The following is a 17,760-nucleotide window of genomic DNA, read 5'->3' on the forward strand; positions in this document are numbered from 1 at the left end:
AATACGCTTATGAGTCCATTTGGTTTCCAAAAAAAATAAAACGTGATTCCTCCAATTAAGGATTCAGCACGTTCTTAAAACTTCGGCAAGACTTTTGCCTCGGATCCATTCAATTATCATTTCAAAACTGCTACTCTGTGCAGCATTGGCAAACCCCATATAACTCCATTCGCAATCCTTTGATCTTAAACCCGGTAGCCTGCTCCGCACGGTGCTCCACCTCGTGAAGGGATGGGTAACTGAAATCCTCAATCTTGCCACAAATCTGGCAGATGACATGAAAATGATCAGATACATTAGCATCAAAACGGCTGGAATTATCACCATAGGTCAATTCTCGAACCATACCCGCTTCCATGAACATTTTTAAATTATTGTACACGGTTGCCACACTCATACTCGGAAACTTGGGTTCCAGCGCCCGGTAAATGTCATCTGCCGTAGGATGGTTCATCGCTTCCATCAAATAGGTTAATATAGCATGACGCTGGGGCGTAATACGGACACCGGTTGTCTTCAGTTGTTCCAATGCATGCTGAACGCCACTACCCATCAATGTCACCGCCCCTTATGGTAAACATATTTATTAATCTAATTATAATTGTAAGACTGTGCTTTCATTATTGTCAACGCAGTCTTTACATTATATTTATTATTATATAATAAATATTACTTATTTCAATATTTCCTCACATTTAGGTTGCTGTTTCCCTCCAAGTGAAGCTTATATTCGCCCGTACCGACTTTTCCAGAGACTGTTTTTTTATCAATAAAAAGTTCTGGAATATCAGAGGATATATCCCCATACCCGCTAGAACCCTCCACGGAATAGCTTCCAACTAAAGGTAGGAACAGATCGAGATCACCCACTGCACTGTATATATCCCAATCTCCACCAATTTGGCTTGAACGAACATTAATACTGCCATTGAGAGATTCCGCATGAACCTTCATCCTAGCCTCTGTAACGGTCAAATTCCCGTTTTTGCTAACAATATCGACAGTTCCTCCACTATTGACAGTCGCAACGTTCCCAACAGCGGTAGAAAGCTTTAGCGAGCCGGCAATATCCCATGCATTCATATCCCCGCCGCTTGTTGAGAGATCCACACTCCCTTGAACGTCTCGGACACGAACCGCCCCGTTCAGCGTCTTTCCTGTAATGTCCCCATATACTTTGTGCAGTATGAGCTCACCATTACCCGTTTCAAGAGAAATATCTTCAATCGCTTCTACGTTTTGCAGTGTTATGCCACCATTCATTGTTCGCACCTGCAAATTAAAGCGACGATCTTCAGGAACTAAAATATCCATATCAATACGCGGCTGGCGTTTACCGGACTCTCCATAAGCCTTGCCCTTGGGGGTTATCTTAATGTTCGAACCCTCTGCGACTTCAATGAAGGACTGTTCTGAAATCGCCTCCGCCATTACTCCCTCCAACTGATCCACCCACACGGTAGCCACAATCTCTATATCCTCAACCGGAGCCCTATGCAGCAAAATATCACCGTTAATCGCATCAATGGTTAGCTTGGCCGATTTCAGTTCAACCGGAACAATTAAAGTAGGCTTCTGATATTTAGTGCCTGTCGCTTCACCATAATCCACGGCTGCTGCTGTCAGATTTAAATTCACCCGATTCCATAAATGAATATAATGCTCTTGTTCCGCCACTATAAATACACTGACTGAAATTACGACGGCTGTTATCACTCCGCTCACATCAAGTCGAAACTTTTTGCCAGGATGGGATGTGCCATAGTCCGCTCGACGCGTAGAAAAATACATAAGTAAATACTCTATGCCCCATAATACAGGAACAACAGGCCACCATTTTAGCAGAAGGAGCATATTTTCGGTATGGTCTTTCCAGTCTAATAGCAGTAATACTCCAACGCTTATAAGAAGAAGGACTGCAGTAAACCTTCCTATACGATATATATTGAGGCTTCCGCTTCCTCCACGCTTACTAATTCTTTTGGCGATTTCACGAACACCCAGAAGTACACCTATACAGATAAGTAATGCCGCAACAGTCACTCCTGCATAATGTTCAATGTAAGCCTGCAACCAAACAGGCTTTTGACGGAACATGATAAGTAATGCGCCTCCAAAGAGCAGTAACAGCCCGAACGAAATCCCCGGTTCGCTAACTAGAGAACGACGCTTGGAAACTGGGGAAGCAGGATTCAGATCAGAATCAACCCCACCTTCATCCTTTGCTCCGTTATGATTAAGAAGATTTAAGATCCGATCTGAGGTCTGCAGGACATCGAATACGTTATAAAAATAAAGCACAGGAATAAGCAGGGCCAATAAGATAAGCAGCGGCACATTTATTTGCATGCCAATAGAGGAGAAATAAAGCAGTGCCGCAATGTCTAACAAGATAATAAAAATCAGTGAAATCCCTTTGCGGAGAAGCCCCAAATACAAATGTCCGGTTCCCGGTATCAGGACCGCCAGCAGGCCGGCAACAAATTTATGTTTTCTCGGTCGCCGTCGTTTGGGACGCGGAGGAATCACTTCGCTCATGTTATCCAATCCGTCGGATTCCAAGATCTCAGAGTCATTCAATGCTTCGGTTACCGGGTGCATTTCAGGTTCATTTATCACTTGGGAGCTCCTCCTTTCTATCGAATATCAGGTGGTTTAGCATGTCTCTAATTTACCGGAACGGTTGAACTCAATAAGTTCTACACCCGGAGCCACTTCCTCTATTCCAGCAGCGATAAATCCATGTTTGATATATAAAGAAACCGCTGGCGTATTTAGCTTGCCGGTAGAAACTATAAATTGTTCCATGTCGTTATATTGCTCAAACACATAATTCAACAGACTGCCTGCAATCCCTTTTCGAAAATGATCGGGGTCTACCATCATCCGTGTAATGGTGAGCTTACCCGGCAACTCTTCCTTTGTTGCCACAGCCCCCATAATATCCCCGTCCTCACTCACACAACCATAAAAGGTCTCTGAGCTGCTGCGGAGCATGTCCCGGGTCTCCAAAAGTGGAGGAATATCCAGAAAGCCTATGAGCTGAGCTTCCAATCGATAAGCCTTATGCTGAAGAGTCCATAGTTCGTTGATCGTGAGTTCATCCTGCAGATCCAGCTTCACAAATTCATTCATATTATCAATCCCCTTATAGACCGCGAAGAGCTTGTCGTTACCGACAAGCCCTCGTTATAGGTTGCTCCTTTATATTACCCAAACAACAGACTAGCTGTTCAGAACCTCTGCCAATAGCTTATTGGCAAGCCCAGGATTAGCCTTACCTTTACTCTCTTTCATAACTTGTCCTACTAGGAAACCTATTGCTTTCTGCTTACCCGCTTTGTAATCCTCTACGGATTGCGGGTTAGCCGCTACAACCGCTTCTACGATTCCTTTGATAGCACCTTCATCGCTAATTTGGACTAAGCCCTTTTCCTCAACGATGGCGGCAGGCAGCTTCCCGCTCTCCAGCATTTCCTTGAAGACAGTCTTCGCAATCTTGCTGCTGATGGTTCCGCCAGCTATTAGTCCAATCATTTCACCAAGACCCTGTGGAGTAATCTTCACATCCGAAAGCTCGAGGTTATTCGCATTTAGATAGCCGAGCAAGTCACCCATGATCCAGTTAGCCAGAGACTTAGCATCTGGAGTGTAATGAAGAGCTCCTTCGAAGAAGTCAGCCAGAAGCATAGAAGAGGTAATCACACCTGCATCATAAGCAGTGAGACCGTACTCCTCGCTGTAACGGGCTTGCCGAGCATTCGGCAGCTCTGGAATGGTAGCCCGAATGGACTCCTTCCAAGCGTCACTAATATGCAGCACGATTAGGTCTGGATCCGGGAAATAACGGTAATCATGTGCTTCTTCTTTACCCCGCATGGATAAGGTCTTGCCGCCTGCCTCATCCCACCGACGGGTCTCCTGAACAACAATACCTCCGTCATCCAGAATTTCACCTTGTCGGAATTGTTCATATTCAAGTCCGCGAAGTACTCCGCGGAAGGAGTTCATGTTCTTGAGCTCAGCTCGAATACCAAATTCCTCCTGACCTACAGGTCGAAGACTGATATTGGCATCGCAGCGCATGGAGCCTTCTTCCATCTTAACGTCAGATACATCGCAATATTGCATGATGGCCCGAATTTTCTCCAGATAGGCGCGCGCTTCATCAGGGGATCTCAAATCCGGCTCGGAAACAATCTCAATAAGAGGTGTTCCTACCCGATTGAAATCAACGAGAGAAGCAAATCCACCATCCACGTGAGTCAGCTTACCAGCATCCTCTTCTAGATGGAGGCGGGTAATTCCGATCCGCTTGGTCTCACCATCCACTTCAATATCGATCCAGCCGTTCAAACCGATGGGCTGATCGAACTGCGAAATTTGGTAAGCTTTTGGTGAATCGGGGTAGAAGTAGTTCTTTCGGTCGAACTTACTGACATCGCCAATGGTACAGTTCAGTGCCATAGCTGCCTTCATTGCATAGTCCACCGCTTGCCGGTTCAGTACCGGCAGAACGCCGGGATGACCCAGACATACGGGACAAGTGTGTGTATTAGGTGGAGCCCCGAATTCTGTGGAGCAGCCGCAGAAGATTTTAGACTTTGTATGAAGCTCTACGTGAACTTCCAGTCCGATAACCGTTTCATATTTAGATGACATAGTAACCCATTCCCCTCCTTTTGGAAGATATTACAGCTGTGGACGCTGCTTGTGGTGCTCTGTATTTTGTTCAAAGGCATGCGCAACGCGCAGCACGGTAGTCTCATCAAATTCTCTGCCGATAATCTGCAGCCCAACAGGTAGCCCATCCGCAAGACCGCAAGGAATACTCACCGCTGGAATGCCCGCGAGACTTACCGGAATGGTAAGGATATCGTTCAGATACATGGTCAGCGGATCTTCGGTCTGAGAGCCCAGCTTAAAGGCTGTCGTTGGAGCCGTCGGTCCAATGACAACATCATACTTCTTAAAGACTTCATCAAAGTCCTGTTTGATGAGGGTACGGACCTTTTGTGCTTTTAGGTAATAGGCATCATAATACCCTGAACTTAGCGCATAGGTGCCCAGCATAATACGACGCTTCACCTCTGGCCCAAATCCGCGACTACGGGAGTTCAGATACAGCTCAAGCAAACCGCCGCCTTCATCCACACGCGCACCGTAACGAACGCCGTCGAAACGGGCTAGGTTAGAAGATGCTTCTGATGAGGACAGCAAATAATAAGCAGCTACTGCATATTCAGTATGTGGCAGGGATACCTCTTCCCACACAGCACCTAAACCTTCCAGCACTTTAAGAGCAGCAAGTACGGACTCACGAACAGAGGCGTCAACACCCTCACCTATATATTCCTTAGGTACAGCAATACGTAATCCCGTAATGTCACCGGTAAGTGCACTTAAATAATCAGGAATATCCACCTTTGCAGATGTGGAGTCCTTAGGGTCATAGCCAGCAATGGCTTGCAGTACATAGGCCGAATCTTCTACATTACGCGTAACTGGACCGATCTGATCCAATGATGACGCAAAGGCTACCAGACCATAACGGGAAACCAATCCATAGGTTGGCTTAAAGCCTACTACTCCGCAATAAGAGGCTGGCTGTCGGATAGATCCGCCGGTATCAGAGCCTAGCGCAAAGAATACCTCACCTGCCGCTACACTCGCTGCGGAACCGCCGCTAGAACCGCCGGGAACGCGTTCCAAGTCCCATGGATTGCGGACCACTCCGAAGCTGGAGTTCTCGTTGGAGCCGCCCATAGCGAATTCATCCATATTCAGCTTACCGATGGTCACAGCATCTGCCTGTCGAAGCATAGCCGTTACTGTCGCATCGTAAATCGGTCGAAAATTAGTCAAGAACTGACTCGCGCAGGTCGTGCGCAGCCCTTTGGTTACAATGTTATCTTTAATTCCTGCAGGAAGTCCAAACAACAGACCGCGTGATTCCCCGGATGCCAATTTATCATCCAAAGACCGGGCTGTCGCCCGAGCACCCTCTTCATTTAGAGTCAAGAAGGCATGAATGTCTCCGTCTCGCCGTGCAATAACGGATAAGGATTCTTCGGTCAACTCACTGACCGATACCTCTTTGTTATGCAGCATATTATGTAATTCGGGTAATCGATATTCAAACAGACTCAAGATTACATCCCCTTTCCTATATCTTTGATCTATTCTAGAACAGCAGGCACTTTGAAATGTCCCTCTTCGTGATCAGGAGCGTTAAGTAAAACTTCATCTTGGCTAAGGCTCTCTTTAATCACATCGTCACGCATTACATTGCTGACCTGGAGAACATGTGTAGTTGGCTTAACATTTTCCGTATCCAACTCGTTTAATTTTTCTGCATATTGTAAAATAGCATTCATTTGTTCTGTGAATGTTGCCTCTTCCTCCGGGCTTAACTGCAGACGGGCCAGCTTGGCCACATGCTGCACATCCTTGACCGTGATGCTCATAAGAAATTTCCCTCCTAATGTAAAGGGCTAAAGCGCCCGGATTAACGTTACTAATTATATTGTAGAAGCTTGGACAATTCAATGAGCTTGTATTTCCACCTGCTTTTACATATGAAAATAGCCCCACAAAAGTGGAGCCTGTATCTTCTGGACAGCTTATATAATGTTTTAAAAAAAGCCGGCTTTCACCGACCTTCCTTTAAATCCAAGCCCGAAGATTCACCTGTTTGATGAATTCCGCCTGGGAAAGAGTCTCTTGTGCAATAATTTCTGGTTCTTCCGCCTCAACAGATTCGCCGTTCATTAAATGATGGAACAGCTTCTCATTGTAAGTAGACAATGCGTAATCAATCAATGCCTCGTGTGTAGTTCTTTCTGCCTCAAAGATCAGCAACTCTTCTTCCGCCTCAATATCTTCTGCAGTGACGTAGAAATTCCGATTCGCCTGTGGTACACGAATGACATAATCAAATGCGTTATCCGGATTACGGTCATAAGCGATCAAGTAGCCATAATCCCCGATAGGAAGATTTTGCTCGAAAGCATCCGCAACAATGATAATCTTTTCTCCTAATTGCAGCATCGCCCTACCTCCTCGAATCCATATCTATCATGGTTTACTTATTTCAACAGTCTACTAAAAAATGATAGTGATGTCTACTAGGAGAGAGCAGTTAACCTATAAGCTTTTTTCTTCCAGTTACTAGAGAAGCTCCGATAATACATAAAATGATAAGAAGTCCCGCAGAACCTAGCGATCCGGTCAAGGCTGAACCCATACTTTTACTGCCTTCCGTAAGGAGTTGGGCGGAGTAAGCAGGTAAGCTTGCCGGTGTCCATTCGAGCCGGTTCGGTAGAAAGCTGTGGAGCAGCGAAAGTGCAGCCGCAGACAGTATAGCCATAAATGCAGCAACAGGACCGCGAAGAAAGGCACTGAAAAGCAAGGTGAGCGACTGAACACATAGCAGCCATAGCCCATATAACCCTGATGCGGAAATGACAAGCATCCACGATAAGTCACCAATCAACTGCCCGGTATAGTAAGCTGCCGCTGCCGCTCCAAATCCCAGACAAACCGCTAGCAGAATCAGCTGTGCAACCCATTTGGCAAAAACAACCCCTATTATAGAGACGGGTCTAACTAATACCAGCTCAACAGTGCCGCTGTAGCGTTCACCGGACAAGCTATTCATCGCAGCCAACGCAAGCACCAAGAGACCCATCGTTCCATACTGTCCCAAGGCCTGGGCCATAGTAGCCGCTGCACTTGGCATCTCATAGGACTCTAGCAGAGCCGGAGGAACATTCCCGGCCGCCTTTAATATTTCGGGCATATAATAAGTTGTGAGCGGCTGCATGATGCCCAATATAATGAACACCACCGGTATCCAAGCCAGCTTATAGCTGCGGACAAGCTCCAGCATTTCTTTTTGACAAAAGATCCAAGTACTCCTCATGATCCTACCACCTTCATAAATAAATCCTCCAAGGTGGAGGATCCCGCTTCAAAATGCAGCAATGGAATCCCAAGCGCCGCCGCTTCCTGTACAATCACTTGGCGGGCCTCCTTTATATCGCTCACATTAAACACAGCATCCTCTCCAGACACTTGGCCCTCCGTCACAAAAGGTTTAGCGACAATGGATTGCAGCCACTGCACAGCTTGATCCTGCTTCTCTACCCGCATACGGATAACAGGGATACGATATTTGGCACGAAGGTCTCCTAAGGTTCCTTGTTCAGCAATCACACCTTGATTGAGTAGTATAATGTCATCACATATTTCTTCAGCATCATGAAGTACATGCGTGGAAAAGATTATCGTCGTTTCCTCTCGAATCTCTCGCAGCATTTCCATCACCTCTCGCCGTCCGATGGGGTCCAGTGCAGAGACAGGTTCATCCAGTAGCAGCAGTCGGGGACGATGCACCAGTGCTTGGGCAAGCCCCAGCCTCTGTTTCATTCCACCGGAATATCCGGCGATCCGGCGGCGGGCAGCATCCTTCAAGCCCACACGCTCCAACACCTTAGCGGCCATCTTTACAGCATCCCGTGATCCTAATCCGCTAAGCTTCGCAGCAAAAACTACGTACTCCTGACCACTCATCCAGCCATAAAAAGCCGGCGCTTGGGGTAAATATCCTAATTGTTGTCGGTAGTCTGATCCCGGTACGGCCCCTTCAAAGCTAATACTCCCGGAGGTCGGTACGAGAAGACCGGCCAACATACGGAGGGTAGTTGTTTTGCCTGCACCGTTCGGTCCAAGCAGGGCAATGCAATGGCCTTTCTCTATATCAAAATGGATGTTATTTACAGATAAATGTTTTCCGTAGCTTTTGGATAAATTCCGGACCTGCATAAGAGACGGCATTACATATCCTTCCTTCCAAAAACAAAGTAAGCGATTGAGCCAACAACATTACCAAAGAGAATAATAATAACCCACAGCCACTTGGGTCCCCTCGTAGCTTCTGCTCTTCGGAGCGAAAGCAAACCGATGACAGCCAGCAATAATTGAAGTGCAAGTATAGGCCATAATAATGACCAATTAATTTCTTCCATAAGTACATCTCCTTTCAAGATGAAACGGCTTTGCCGTCCTTAATGGGACGGTCATCGTTTATTCTTCTTATCCCTCTATTCCCTTACGCCTTAAATCAGGAAGTACTACTACTAATAAATAGACTACTGACGGCATCGGAATCGTTGTAACTCCCCATAAGCCCCAGAACCAAGCTCTCTTCCCCCGTTTCCGAGCATTGCGGAACAAACAAGTTCCTTGCAGCATAGCTGCCAACACAATCAGGAAAATAAAAACTATCGGTATTTCACGCAGCTCATTCATTCTGCCGCACCTTGTCCTTTCCGGGTTAGGCGAATTACAGCGGCAATGACGAGTGCTGCCGCCGGTACGGCTCCTTGAATCACCAGATAAAACAATGGAGCTTCCAGCAGTAAAATCAGGCAGGAACCCATTAGACATAGGGACAGCAGCCAAAAGAGCAGCATTTCTTTACGCTCTCGGTTACGGCGATTGATCGCCTCAGCCTTTATTCGCAAGGTGAGTGCGCTTAGAGAAGGAGGATTAAGATCTGAATAAACGTTATCCAGACGATCAAGCCCTAACTTTAGCTTCTCCAGCAGGGGATCTGGCAGCTTCTTATCCTCATTATTCATCTTCACCAAGCTCCTTTCGCAATTGTCTTAGCCCGTAAGCTACTCTAGATTTAACCGTCCCCTCCGGAATTTGCAGCATAGCTCCTATCTCTTCATATCCATAGCCATAATAATGCTTCAGTAGAACAGCCATCCTCTGGGGTAAGGGCAGGCGGGATATAGCATCCAGCACATCACTCCACTCCTCATTACGGCTTTCGAACTGCCAACGAATGGTCCGGATACCTTGCTCCTGTCTAAGATTCCATTCCTTTTCCCGTTTACTTCGCCTTATTCGGTCTATGTACAATCGGGTGGCGATGGTTATCAACCAAGAGGAAAAAGAGGAGGCTCCGTTATATGAAGTAATCTTCTCCATGCTCCTTAACATCGTATCCTGACATATATCTTCTGCGAGAGAAGGGTCCAACGTAACCTTGAGCAAATATTTGTGCAGGAAGGTGTAATGGTCCCGGAGCAGTTCCGCTAATGCTTCAGCATTACCCTGTTGAGCCTTCTTAATTATTCTCTGATCACATTGAATCATCTGCTCCCCCGCCGCTCCCCTGAAATGTCATTCATAATACGATTCAAACCTAAGTATCGTTCAATGCTATCCAATACTTTTTTTATTATTTATTCCGGTGCTCCCATAGCTTAAGCCGCCACTGCTGAATACAACCTCTTTCATTAGGAAACTTCCAGAAAAGAGGAATGGGGATATTCTCGGACGGCAAAGAAGAGCGTATCGGTTCACAGCACCCGCTATATGTATAGTATTCTTCGACTTCTCGGCAGATAATCCCGCTCTCCTCCTGAGAAAGTTGCTCTAGTGCCCTCTTACTTCCACCGAAATATCCCCCTAGATCCAGATGGTATTGCAGGTCTGTTCTCAAGCAAAAGTCCCCTTTTTCAGCCATTTTCTCTATAAAAAGACAAAAAAAGAACGCAAACCGGGAATAATCCACAGTCTGCGTGCTTCGCGTAGTTAGATGTTACATTTAATTAACAGTATTGTAACAACTTTGTGTCCTGCTGTCCACCCTAATTTCAATATTACGTTATTGGTGAGCCATCAGTTTATAGATTACCTGTGCACTTTCGGCACGGGTCATCAGTCCTGCAGGGACAAATTGATTATTCGATCTGCCCTGAACCAACCCTAGCTCTGCGGCAGAATTTACGTAAGAAGCTGCCCATCCATGGATACTGGAAGCATCTGAGAAGGCCATATGACCAGTTGCAACCTCCAGCTTCTTCCCTTGCTTAACTTCCAAAGCCCGTATAAGCATAACAGCCATCTCCTCACGGCTGATCGTTGCGTTCGGAGCAAACTGATCTTCGCTTCGTCCCTTAACAATACCTAGCCGAATAGCTGTAGCTACATCGGAAGAATACCAAGCATCGGTTGTTATATCGGCGAAAGCCGTCTGACCTTCCGCTTTCACACCGAGGGCTCGAACCAGCATAGCGGTGAATTCCGCTCGACTTACGTTATTCTTCGGTCTAAATTCTGAAGCTGTAGCCCCATTTACAATTTGCTTCGCAGAGAGTGATTTGATGGCTGCGGATGCCCAGTATCCTTCGGGAACATCTTTATACGATTTATCAATCTCTAGTACGGCATACTTACTAAAGTGGGTTACTTGTGCGGTCATGACATTCCCATTCAAGGTTCCGCCTACATACTCAAGCGTGCCCTTATCCCCTAAATAGTAGATGCCGATTAAGTCCTTATTCGGATTTCCTTTCAGGTTAAATGCAAGAGTGATGGGTTCCTTGAAGCCTGTTGTTAAAAGAATGGTGCCGTCTTTTTTGAGCACACCCAGTTTGAATTCATACACATCTGATACATTATTAACTTTAGTTCCTTCTTTATTGAGCTGGTCAACCAAAGGTTTAGCCTCATTCACTTGAAGAAGGTTAACTTCTAATGAAATTTGGGAACCGTCTGCTTCAGCACCTGAGCCCAAGCCCTGAACCGTACTTAGTACCTTATTAGGAATAGTTACAACCATATCCCCCATCTTTAGCACTAAATTGTTCGATCCCAGCGTCTTTGCAGCCTGGACTGGAAGAAGCACTGTCTTCTTGCCTTGAGCAATTACGATTTCGACCTTGCCGTCTTTGCCGTTCTTCAAGCTGTCGTTATTTACGGCCTGAGTGTTCCCAGGATTCGCCGGAGCCGTCGGTACCGGTGCCGGATTTCCAGTAGGATTATCGGCTACGGCTGCTAGAATAACCGTTCCACCGCTATCTTTGCCCGGTAGATTTAACGTTACCTTTTGCTCACTTGATACCGTATAGGTATTGCCACTGTACTCATCTTTCACAAGTGCATTAGCAGCAAAAGGTACTGGAATGCTCACGGATAATACTTCTGTCTTCGTGTTGATAACTGTTACGACATCCTCGTTGCCGTAATGCTTGTTAAAAGCGAGATAACCGAGCGTATCTGATCCCGCCAGCTTAGTACGTGTACCTTTAGAATACACTTTGGAATACTTGGCACGGATGTTCAATAACTTTTGATAGTGATCGTGAAGTGCTTTTTCTGCTGTTAATTGATCCCAAGGCATATCCTTACGGTTCTCACTAAATTGACCTTGAGACATATCCGCCCCGTTCTTACCGGAGCTACCCAGCTCTTCCCCGTAATAAATAACCGGCTGACCTTTAGCAGTGATTTGCAGTGCAGCTGCGATTTTTAGCTTGCCTTTATCGCCGTCTACATACTCGGACAGGAATCCATTCTCATCGTGACTGCTCAAGAATTGAGCCATCATGGTTGTATTATTAAGCTTAGCTTCGCGATCCTGCAGGTAAGCATCAATTTCAGTGATTTTACCATTCGCAAAATCTCTGGCTTTATCCTTGAATCCAAAATCAAGCAATCCGTCCATTTGGCCGGTCTGCAGCATTCCGCCGTTATTATCGATGGTTCCGCCGAAATATTCACCAACCATCTTGAATCCTGGATCGATGGCAGTCAACGCATTCTTGAAGGCTTTCCAAGTGGTATCTTCCACATGCTTCACAGTATCTACTCGGAAGTAATCGATGGTGTCTCCGCGCGAAGTCCGTGCGTTGTCCAACCAGCCCGTCTGCCAAGCGATAATTTGCTCTCTTACCGCTGGATCCTCCGTTTTAAAATCAGGCAGGGATGCCAACTCACCTTTGATAGGATTCGTATCTGCCGACACTCCATCTGTGCGGAGCATGCCGTCAAAACGCGCCTTGTCCTCCGGAGTAATTGTCGGACGATTATCCTCGGGCTTCAGACCGTATCCGGTATGATTGAGCACAACATCAACCATGATTTTAATGCCCTTGTCATGCGCCTTCTCGATCAGTTCTTTGAAGGTAGCCATGTCGCCCAGATGCTCATCCAGCTTAGTGAAATCTTTGGCCCAATAGCCATGGTATCCGTACTGCTTGAATTCAGCTCCTACATTGAAGTCAATGTTATCAACAATCGGAGTTATCCATAGGGTGTTGATACCAAGCTTCTCTAAATAATCCAGATTGTCGATCATTCCTCTGAAATCACCGCCGTGATAGGCTTCTAGGTGGGTTTTATCGACATTTGCGTTATTTGCTGCATCACCGTCCTTGAATCGGTCGGTCAGTGCAAAATAAATGCGCGCCTCATCCCAGTCAAAATCCAGCTTCGAACCCGTATAAGTTCTGGCTTTCACCTCGATAGCAGCACTGTGTGTGTGACGGTTCCCATATTGGTCTACGAGCGTGATTGGAATACTCTTCAGTCCTGCGGCTACACTTTCCTTAACGGCAATCGTCTGTTTAAGAAGTTCCGTATCCAGTTGGACCTTACTTGGTCCTCCTATGGAGGTCAGATCCATGTATGCTTCTTTATACGAGACTTGCTCCGTAGAGTTGGCCTTAACCGTAATCGTAGCATTTTGATTGGATGTAACGGTTTGAGGAGAAACCGTGGTTGCAATCATTACGGCTGGTTTGTGATACACCAGTACGGATTCATCGTTAACGGTATTTTTCGGATCGGTGACCTCACTTGTGTTTCCATCCTTTGTAATAAGGAAAGAGTATCGGTTCATTCCCTCTTCTGCATTGGCCAAATGGTAGCTGAACCATTCCTTAGCAGAGTCGTAAGCCATCTCATATCCTGTGCCGTTCACTTTCACTTTGGCACTGGTTATAGCTGCAAGATTACCACTGCGGAACACAGCATCATCCCGGTACAGGAACGTAATTCCACCGTCTTTCATCTCAGGACCGCTGATGCTCGGTTTAATATCAAGCTCCTTGACCATGCTCGTTACGTTAACTTTGGTGTATAGTTCACCAGGGGTCAGCGGTATGATGCGGTCATCCGGGTAGTCCTGTTTCGCCGTATTCCAATCCGTTCCTTTACGGAGGACGAATCCGACGCTGGTGGCATTTGGCGCAACCTCGATTAATACGCTGGCTGTATCCCCTTTAGTTGTAAAATCAATTTGGTCATTCTTGACCCCGGTATTCCATATCCAAAGGTTCCAATCCGTATAGTTCTTATCTTCTCGAATATAAGTGAATTGAACATACCGTTTGTCATTAACCGGTTCGGTTGTTACTTTAACCGTTACACTTGTCGTTTTACCGCCATAGGTAATTGTAAGGGTGGCTGTTCCTGCGGCGACTGCTCTTACCAAACCCTTGCTCGTTACAGTTGCCACTTCCGGTTTATTGGACGTATACGTGGCACTGCCCGTAACTACTCTTCTGCTATCATCATCGTATTTTGCAAAAACACTTGTCTGATGAGTGGAACTGACTTGCAGCGTGTAGCTGCTGCTGTCGGTTTCCAAGGCATTCAGGACAGCTACCGCAGCATCCTTCTGGATGATTACTGCGGTTAGCGGGTCCAGAGTAATGGTGCTAGATGTTAGGGTGAACCCGGATTTAGTGGCTGTTATCGGGGTAACTCCAGCTTCATCGTTATCAACCAATACCTTCCCGCCGGTTAAATCCTCAGTTAGAGTAAGTGTTCTGGAAGTGCTATCACCATTCATAAAAACATAGTACATGCCTGTTCCATCCGTCGCTTTGTTCTTGTATCCAATTACAAGATCGGTTGCTTTAATATCCACAGAAGGAATCAGGGTCACATTGGAATCGACCAAAGATTTATCGCCGAGACGGAAAGCATCTGAAGATTTTCTCAGTTCAATAAGACCTAAAGTATAGTCTTTGGTGGTGTTTTGAACAGGAAACTGAACGGCGTCGGTTACTTTGTTCCAGTCAAACATGTTGACGGCATCCGAAGAATCGTACGAATCATGGATAAAATAACCGAATGACTTGTTATCCTGATCTTTCATCTCCGTAAATTTGTCTTGTGGAATACCGGTACCCAACCATTGCTTGGTACGGCCGTATTCCTGACCGGCTTGAAGGAAAGATGTACCTTGAGAAGTAAGAATCAACAGGTTGCCCAGTCGGATCCGCTTCTGGATTTCAAGCTCATTTGCCGGAATTGCAGGGTCTTTCTTGATCGACTGAGCAATGACATCATGCAGAGTCAGGTTGTCATGGGCCTCAATATACTGAACCATATCACCCGGGTCATCGGCCGGTGTGTTCGAAGGCTGCGCTTTGATGTTGTTAAAGATGGTAGCAATTGAACGGGCCCCACCCGTAATAAATCTCGGTTCACCTTCTGAGCCGAAGCCGGATTTCAATTCATTGCGGATCTCATCCGAAAATACGCCTACATCATCTGTCTTATCCATCCAGCCTTGATCTGCACCTTTGCCGGCAAGTGACGGATCCGAGGCTGCACCGCCAAAAGTTCTCCAGCCCTCACCAATAAAAAGCGCCTTCGGATTAATAGCTGCCGCCGCATCATAGGCATGCTGGACTGCATCTGCTGTGGCATCACCCATCATATCCCAGCGCATGCCGTCTATTTTATATTCGCTGAACCAGTATTTTACGGAGTCTACCATCAGCTTCTCAGCCATCTTATGGTTGGTAGCCAGGTTGTTGCCGAAGCCGCCGATAAAACCTCCGTTCGCATCTTGGAATGCATAATAATTAGGCACGATATCGTTCAAAAATTCCTTCTTTGCCATATGGGTATACACAACGTCCAGAACGACGCCCATTCCAGCTTCATGTATTGCATCAATCAAGCCTTTTAACTCTGTAATACGCTGCTCAGGATCTGCAGGATCTTGGGAATAAGCACCGTCCGGAGCGAAATAGCTCTGAGGATCATACCCCCAATTGTATTCGTTATTTTTAGCTGAAAAATCCGTCTCTCTAGTATCCATCTTCGTCTCGTCCCCATAATACCAAGCCATAACAGGGAGAAGCTGAACATGGGTTACACCTAGTGATTTAATATAATCGAGCTTCTTTGCAAAAGCAGAGTAAGATCCCCATCTTTCGCCTGATAGACTGTCCACGATGGAAGGATCGGATGTAAAATCCCGTACATGCACTTCGTAGATGATTGCATCTTCACGTTTTTCGTAACCTTGAATATCCGCAAAGTTAAACGAAGCTGGGTTCGTTTGGCTTAAGTCAACAATAGCAGCCTTACCCACTGTATCTCCGTCGGCGCCAGCGGCACCCGTGGTATCTACTGTAAATACAGCCAGCGATTTGGCGTAAGGATCAAGCACCTTCTGGGTTACACCGTCATTGGTTACTTCATATTGGTAGAAGTACCCACGAACATCAGTAACACCCGTTAAGTCTTGGGGTTTGAGATCAACGGACCAAACTCCCTGCTCACCTCTAGTTAAATTTATATGGCCTACAGAAACTGCTGCATTGTCCTTGTCGTATACACTTGCCACAACTGTACTTGCTTTAGGAGCCCACAGTTTCAGAGTGGCAGACTTGCTGTCCGCGAAATAGGTAGCCCCGAGGTCGTCCCCCGTATAATTGTACATTTCATCTAACATTCTCCACCCTGTAGAAGCGGTTACTGTTTTGCCGGAGTAGGTAACGCTTAAGGGAACCTTGCCCACATCAAATACAGGTGTATCCAAAACAACGGAAGTTGCGCTGTTAATGGTTACGGAGGAAACGGGGATATTCGTTCCATCCTTGTCCTTCACAGTGATCTGACTCTTTAGGGCCGTTGTGTCCAGACCGTCGGTCAAAGTGAAACCTAGCAGGATTTTGCTGGTTGATACTACTTCGGCTGAGGTAAGTCCTACCGCAACTTCACCAAAAGGAGAAACATAGATGGTATTATCGCCTTCTTTTACCCATAGCTGCTTGTAACGATCTACAAGGCCAAAGGTTTTATCCCCGCCGTCTTTATCACCGTTCGTTGGCTTTAATACGATAAAGCCGATTTTTTTGGCGTTTTCTTTTAGGGGAACATCCACAAAAGCACCAAAACGGTCACTTTGTTCTGCTGTGAACGGGGTCGCCCCTGCGGACCAATTGGTCGATGGCGAAGCCACGTCATCCCACAACCATAGACCATACTGACTATGATTCGTATCTGATCTCATATAATGAATTCGAACGGTATTGGCAGGAAGCGCAACCGGTTCGTATGAGGTCACTTCATTGGAGCCTTGTTTGATCCAGATTTCATTCGTTTGGGGAGTGTTGATGGTGAACAGCTTATCACCTGCATCTTTGTCCTGCGTGACGCGATTTACAACGACGAAAGAGATTTTCTTAGCAGCGCTCTTCAGTGCCACATCTACATAGGCTCCATAGGAATCCGTCTGTCCTTCCGGAAACGGTACTGCTCCTGTAGGCCAGCCAGAAGAAGGAGATTCTACATCATCCCACATCCATAGTCCCTGATTCGCATAATCACCCGCAGTTCGGTTGTAATGAATACGCATATGTCCTACCGGAACGGCACTAACCGTGTCCTGTGCTACCGTAAGAGCAGGAGATTCCTCAGCGCGGATCTTCAACGGAGCAAAGCCGAAACTTGAAAATACTAAAGCAATAATCATACCGATAGCAAATAATCTCTTTCTCCATAAAGCAAAATTCATTCGGTCAAACCTCCCATGATTTTGATTTCCTTTATAATGCAAGCGGTTGCATATTTCGGCCCTTGAAACTCTTTTCATATGACTATTCATACGTAAAATCTGCAACTCGGCATTGTTTCTGACTGATTGCAGACCTC

15 protein-coding genes are annotated in these 17,760 nt (G+C 46.2%); all 15 read right to left on the reverse strand.

All coding sequences use genetic code 11. The features are described from left to right. Window positions 1–130: 130 nt before the first annotated feature. The 15 genes from perR to PWYN_RS01860 all read right to left on the reverse strand — a co-directional run bounded on the left by perR (window position 131) and on the right by PWYN_RS01860 (window position 17,623). Window positions 131–553, reverse strand: a complete 423-nt coding sequence (gene perR, locus PWYN_RS01790) for a peroxide-responsive transcriptional repressor PerR (RefSeq protein ID WP_036647730.1) — start codon at window positions 551–553, stop codon at window positions 131–133. A 125-nt stretch (window positions 554–678) separates the two neighbouring features. Next, entirely contained in the window at window positions 679–2,619 is a 1,941-nt protein-coding gene (locus tag PWYN_RS01795; RefSeq protein ID WP_240479654.1) for a DUF4097 family beta strand repeat-containing protein, read from the reverse strand. A 36-nt stretch (window positions 2,620–2,655) separates the two neighbouring features. After that, window positions 2,656–3,135: a GNAT family N-acetyltransferase gene (locus PWYN_RS01800; RefSeq protein WP_036647732.1), complete on the reverse strand. Its 480-nt coding sequence runs from the start codon at window positions 3,133–3,135 to the stop codon at window positions 2,656–2,658. A 90-nt stretch (window positions 3,136–3,225) separates the two neighbouring features. Further along, a complete protein-coding gene (gene gatB, locus PWYN_RS01805; RefSeq protein ID WP_036647735.1) occupies window positions 3,226–4,662 on the reverse strand; it encodes an Asp-tRNA(Asn)/Glu-tRNA(Gln) amidotransferase subunit GatB in 1,437 nt (478 codons plus the stop codon). A gap of 30 nt (window positions 4,663–4,692) precedes the next feature. Continuing rightward, window positions 4,693–6,150: an Asp-tRNA(Asn)/Glu-tRNA(Gln) amidotransferase subunit GatA gene (gatA, locus tag PWYN_RS01810; protein WP_036647738.1), complete on the reverse strand. Its 1,458-nt coding sequence runs from the start codon at window positions 6,148–6,150 to the stop codon at window positions 4,693–4,695. 29 nt (window positions 6,151–6,179) lie between these two features. Continuing rightward, window positions 6,180–6,467, reverse strand: coding sequence for an Asp-tRNA(Asn)/Glu-tRNA(Gln) amidotransferase subunit GatC (gatC, locus tag PWYN_RS01815; protein WP_036647741.1), 288 nt, complete (start codon window positions 6,465–6,467; stop codon window positions 6,180–6,182). A gap of 199 nt (window positions 6,468–6,666) precedes the next feature. Further along, window positions 6,667–7,050, reverse strand: coding sequence for a hypothetical protein (locus PWYN_RS01820; protein WP_036647744.1), 384 nt, complete (start codon window positions 7,048–7,050; stop codon window positions 6,667–6,669). 91 nt (window positions 7,051–7,141) lie between these two features. Beyond that, the gene (locus PWYN_RS01825) at window positions 7,142–7,924 is read right to left on the reverse strand and encodes an ABC transporter permease (RefSeq protein ID WP_036647745.1); all 783 of its coding nucleotides are present in this window, start codon (window positions 7,922–7,924) and stop codon (window positions 7,142–7,144) included. Then, the gene (locus tag PWYN_RS01830; RefSeq protein WP_036647747.1) at window positions 7,921–8,838 is read right to left on the reverse strand and encodes an ABC transporter ATP-binding protein; all 918 of its coding nucleotides are present in this window, start codon (window positions 8,836–8,838) and stop codon (window positions 7,921–7,923) included. The genes PWYN_RS01825 and PWYN_RS01830 overlap by 4 nt, the downstream gene beginning before the upstream one ends. Continuing rightward, window positions 8,838–9,029 carry a PLD nuclease N-terminal domain-containing protein gene (locus tag PWYN_RS01835; protein WP_036647750.1) on the reverse strand — a complete coding sequence of 64 codons (192 nt, stop codon included), beginning with the start codon at window positions 9,027–9,029 and terminating at the stop codon, window positions 8,838–8,840. Before PWYN_RS01835 ends, PWYN_RS01830 begins: the two co-directional genes overlap by 1 nt. Window positions 9,030–9,096: 67 nt before the next feature. Beyond that, complete coding sequence (locus PWYN_RS01840) at window positions 9,097–9,312, reverse strand: DUF5652 family protein (protein WP_036647753.1); 216 nt, start codon at window positions 9,310–9,312, stop codon at window positions 9,097–9,099. Next, window positions 9,309–9,644, reverse strand: a complete 336-nt coding sequence (locus PWYN_RS01845; protein ID WP_036647756.1) for a DUF5345 family protein — start codon at window positions 9,642–9,644, stop codon at window positions 9,309–9,311. Before PWYN_RS01845 ends, PWYN_RS01840 begins: the two co-directional genes overlap by 4 nt. After that, window positions 9,637–10,170, reverse strand: a complete 534-nt coding sequence (gene sigY, locus PWYN_RS01850) for an RNA polymerase sigma factor SigY (RefSeq protein WP_036647760.1) — start codon at window positions 10,168–10,170, stop codon at window positions 9,637–9,639. The genes PWYN_RS01845 and sigY overlap by 8 nt, the downstream gene beginning before the upstream one ends. An 85-nt stretch (window positions 10,171–10,255) precedes the next feature. Further along, on the reverse strand, window positions 10,256–10,519 hold the full coding sequence (locus PWYN_RS01855; RefSeq protein ID WP_036647763.1) for a hypothetical protein: 264 nt from the start codon (window positions 10,517–10,519) through the stop codon (window positions 10,256–10,258). A gap of 165 nt (window positions 10,520–10,684) precedes the next feature. After that, window positions 10,685–17,623, reverse strand: a complete 6,939-nt coding sequence (locus PWYN_RS01860; RefSeq protein WP_084146568.1) for a pullulanase — start codon at window positions 17,621–17,623, stop codon at window positions 10,685–10,687. Window positions 17,624–17,760 lie beyond the last annotated feature (137 nt).

This window comes from Paenibacillus wynnii (assembly GCF_000757885.1).
GTDB lineage: Bacteria > Bacillota > Bacilli > Paenibacillales > Paenibacillaceae > Paenibacillus_AQ > Paenibacillus_AQ wynnii.